The following is a 3,709-nucleotide window of genomic DNA, read 5'->3' as shown; positions in this document are numbered from 1 at the left end:
GAGGCGATGCTGGGCTCCTTCATCCCCGGCGATGGCAAGGCGCTGGTGCTGGCCAACGGGGCCTACGGGCAGCGCTCGGCGCAGACGCTGGCCTATCTGGGCCGCGATCACGCGGTGCTGGACAAGGGCGACTACCTGCCGCCGCGCGGGGAGGAGGTGGCGCGGATCCTGGCGGAGGATCCGGCGATCACCCATGTGGTGGCGATCCATTGCGAGACCTCCTCGGGCATCCTGAACCCGGTGGCGGAGATTTCCGAGGCGGTTTATGCGGCGGGCCGCAAGCTGCTGATCGACTCGATGTCGGCCTTTGGCGCCATTGAGCTGCAGCCCGCGCAGATCCGCTTTGAGGCGATGGTGTCTTCGGCCAACAAATGCATCGAAGGGGTGCCGGGCTTTGGCTTTGTGCTTGCCCGCAAGGCGGAGCTGGAGGCGGCCAGGGGCAACAGCCATTCGCTTTCCCTGGATGTGCATGCGCAATGGGCGGCGATGGAGAAGACGGGCCAGTGGCGGTTCACGCCGCCGACCCATGTGGTGGCCTCTTTCCTGGAGGCGCTGAAGGCGCATGAGGCCGAGGGCGGCGTGGCGGGGCGCGGCGCGCGCTATGCCAGGAACCGCGATGTGATGGTGGCCGGCATGCGGGAATTGGGGTTTGAAACCCTGCTGGAAAGCCGCTGGCTCAGCCCCATCATCGTCACCTTCTTCTGCCCGGCGGATGAGAGCTTTGTGTTCAGCCGCTTTTACGGTCTGATGAAGGAAAAGGGCTTTATCCTCTACCCGGGCAAGCTGACGGTTGTGGACAGTTTCCGCATCGGCTGCATCGGCCAGATGGATGAGCATGTGATGCGGCGGGTTGCGGCTGCCGCCAAGGAAACGCTGGCCGAAATGGGCGTCGCCAGCGCGGCGCCGCCCGCCGCGGCGCTGGAAGAACGCGCCAAACTGGCGGCCTGAAGAGACAAGCCTGAAAGATAAAGGACTTCGACATATGACCATTCACTCCCCCGTTGTGGCAAACGGCCGCGCCTATGCGGTGCCCCGGGCCTGCGCGATTGCCATCTGCCTGGACGGCTGCGAGCCGGAGTATCTGGACAAGGCGATTGCCGATGGCCTGATGCCCGCGCTTAGGCGGATGCGGGCGGAAGGCACCGACCGGCTGGCCCATTCGGTGGTGCCGAGCTTCACCAACCCCAACAACCTCAGCATTGCCACCGGCCGGCCGCCGGTGGTGCACGGGATCTGCGGCAACTACCTGATCGACCCTGAGACCGGCGAAGAGGTGATGATGAACGACGTGCGCTTTTTGCGCGCGCCCACGGTGTTCAAGGCCTTCTATGATGCGGGTGCGCGGGTGGCGGTGGTCACCGCCAAGGACAAGCTGCGGGCGCTTCTGGGTGCGGGGCTGGCGTTTGATGAGGACCGCGCCAAGTGTTTCTCGGCTGAAAAATCAGATAGTTCAACCGCGGCAGAGCACGGCCAGGAGAAGGCCAGCGAATGGCTGGGCATGGCGCAGCCCGAGGTTTATTCGGCAGAGCTGAGCGAATTTGTCTTTGCTGCCGGGGTGAAGCTTTTGAAGGAATGGGCGCCGGATGTGATGTATCTGACCACCACCGATTACGTGCAGCACAAATACAGCCCCGATCAGGCAGAGGCCAAGGCCTTCTATGCGATGTTCGACAAGTACCTGGCGGAGCTGGATGCGCTGGGGGCAGCGATCGTGGTCACCGCCGATCACGGCATGAAGCCCAAGCATCACGCCGACGGCTCGCCCAGCGTGATCTATGTGCAGGACCTGATGGACGAGTGGCTGGGCGAAGGCCAGGCGCGGGTGATCCTGCCGATCACCGACCCCTATGTTGTCCACCACGGCGCGCTTGGCTCCTTTGCCACCTGCTACCTGCCCGAGGGCGCGGACCGGGCGGCGATCATGGGGAAACTGGCAGGTTATGATGCGATCACCGATGTGCTGACCCGCGAAGAGGCGGTGGCCCGGTTTGAGCTGCCGGCCGACCGGATCGGCGACATCATCCTGGTCTCCGGCGAGAACATCTGCATCGGCACATCCGAGCACCGCCACGATCTGGCGGCGCTGAATGAGCCGCTGCGCTCCCATGGCGGGCTGACCGAACAGGAGGTCCCCTTCATCTGCAACCGCGTCCTGCCGCTGCCGCAAGCGCCGGTGCTGCGCAATTTTGATGCCTTCTTCTATGCCGCGCAGGCGGCGGCGCTGTAACGGGGAGCCTGACCATGAGCACTATTGAAATCCGCAACGAGGGCATGCGCATCGGCGGCGAGGTTGTGTTTACCGAGGATACCGTGCCGGTCCATTACCCCTATACGGGCGAAGTAGTGGGCCATGTGCCTGCAGGCCAGGCGGAACATGCCCGCATGGCCTTTGAGATTGCCGCGAATTACACGCCCAAGCTGACGCGCTACGAGCGCAGCCGGATCCTGCAGCGCGCGGGCGAACTGATCGGCGAGAAACGGGACTGGCTGGCCAAATGGCTGACGCTGGAGCTGGGCATCTGCCACCAGCACGCGGTCTATGAGACCAAGCGCGCCCAGGACGTCTATCAGTTCGCCGCCGCCGAGGCGCTGAAGGACGACGGCGAGATCTTCTCCTGCGACCTGACCCACAACGGCAAGGCGCGCAAGATCTTCACCAAGCGCGAGCCGGTCAAGGCGATCTCGGCGATCACCCCGTTCAACCACCCGCTGAACATGGTCAGCCACAAGATCGCGCCCGCGATTGCCACCAACAACTGCATGGTCTGCAAGCCGACCGAGCTGACGCCGCTGACCTGCATTGCGCTGGCCGATATCCTCTATGAAGCAGGCCTGCCGCCGGAGATGTTCCAGGTGGTGACCGGCTGGCCCAAGGACATTGGCGATGAGATGATCACCAATGAAAACATCGACATCATCACCTTCACGGGCGGCGTGCCGGTGGGCAAGATGATTGCCGAGAAGGGCGTCTACAAGCGGCAGGCGCTGGAACTGGGCGGCAACGACCCGCTGATCGTGCTGAATGATCTGTCGGATGCCGATCTGGAAAAGGCGGCCGCCATTGCGGTGGCTGGCGCCACCGGCAACTCCGGCCAGCGCTGCACCGCGATCAAGCGCATCCTGGTGCAGGAAAGCGTGGCTGACCGCTTTGTGCCGCTGGTGCTGGAGAAGGCGCAGAAGATCAAGTTCGGCGACCCGCAGGATCCGGCAACCGAGCTTGGCTGCGTCATCCACGGCAAGGCGGCGGAGCTGTTTGAAAACCGGGTGCTGCAGGCGGCGGAGGAAGGTGCCGAGATCCTCTATCATCCGCCCCGCCAGGGTGCGCTGCTGCCGCCGATCGTGGTCGACCGCGTGCCCCACAACAGCGAATTGGTGATGGAGGAGACCTTCGGCCCGGTCATTCCGGTTGTCCGGGTGCCGGATGACGACGCCGAGGTGATGCGGATCTCCAATTCCACGGAGTTCGGCCTGTCCTCCGGTGTCTGCACCAACGACCTGAACCGCGCGATTGCCTATATCAACGGTCTGGACGTGGGCACCTGCAACATCTGGGAGCAGCCCGGCTACCGCATCGAAATGTCCCCCTTCGGCGGCATCAAGGACAGTGGCAACGGCGTCAAGGAAGGCGTCATCGAGGCCATGAAATTCTTCACAAACGTCAAGACATACTCCCTCCCCTGGCCGGAGTAAAACACGCCACAGGGGGGAC

3 protein-coding genes are annotated in these 3,709 nt (G+C 63.9%); all 3 read left to right on the top strand.

Features of this window, described 5'->3' with window-relative positions; genetic code table 11:
* Positions 1–948 (top strand): 2-aminoethylphosphonate--pyruvate transaminase (locus ACXAHG_RS23340; RefSeq protein ID WP_475061190.1); only part of this gene is annotated, 948 nt, incomplete at its 5' end.
* A 34-nt stretch (positions 949–982) separates the two neighbouring features.
* A complete protein-coding gene (gene phnA / locus ACXAHG_RS23335) occupies positions 983–2,227 on the top strand; it encodes a phosphonoacetate hydrolase (RefSeq protein ID WP_475039299.1) in 1,245 nt (414 codons plus the stop codon).
* A gap of 14 nt (positions 2,228–2,241) precedes the next feature.
* Positions 2,242–3,690, top strand: coding sequence for a phosphonoacetaldehyde dehydrogenase (gene phnY / locus ACXAHG_RS23330; protein ID WP_475039297.1), 1,449 nt, complete (start codon positions 2,242–2,244; stop codon positions 3,688–3,690).
* Positions 3,691–3,709: the final 19 nt, after the last annotated feature.

The sequence above is a fragment of the Leisingera sp. ABD4_442 genome, assembly GCF_056160905.1.
The sequence above is the reverse complement of the archived record's forward strand: the minus strand, read 5'-3'. Positions and strand labels throughout refer to the sequence as shown.